This window comes from Streptomyces glaucescens (genome assembly GCF_002154375.1).
In the GTDB taxonomy this organism is placed as follows: Bacteria; Actinomycetota; Actinomycetes; order Streptomycetales; family Streptomycetaceae; genus Streptomyces; species Streptomyces glaucescens.
The window spans coordinates 1-347 of record NZ_MUND01001065.1; the positions used below are offsets into that span (position 1 = coordinate 1).

At 71.5% G+C, this 347-nt stretch carries 1 pseudogene; it reads left to right on the forward strand.

Going from position 1 to position 347, the window contains the following annotated elements:
* Positions 1-127: 127 nt before the first annotated feature.
* Positions 128-347, forward strand: a pseudogene (locus tag CCN42_RS40595) (cupin domain-containing protein); the annotation flags it as partial.

Below are 347 nucleotides of genomic sequence, written 5' to 3' on the forward strand. Positions count from 1 at the left end.
GCGGCGGCCCGACCCCCCGGCGGACGATGAAGAGAAGGGGTCGGGCCGCCGCCGGTGCCGCCTGCGCCGCAGGGGAGACGGAGACCGGCCCCGGCCGCGGCGGACGCGGCCGGAAGGGAGGAGCGTCATGCTGGAGATGAAGACGCTCGACAGACCGGACGAGCGGCGGGACTTCCCGCACGGACACCTGGAAGCCGTGCACCTGGCGGGGTGCGACTTCGCCATGGCGACCTTCGAGCCGGGCTGGCGCTGGTCCCAGGACGTGGGACCGATCGCGGGCACCGAGAGCTGTCAGATGAACCACAACGGCTATGTCGTGCAAGGTCATCTGCACATCCGCATGGACG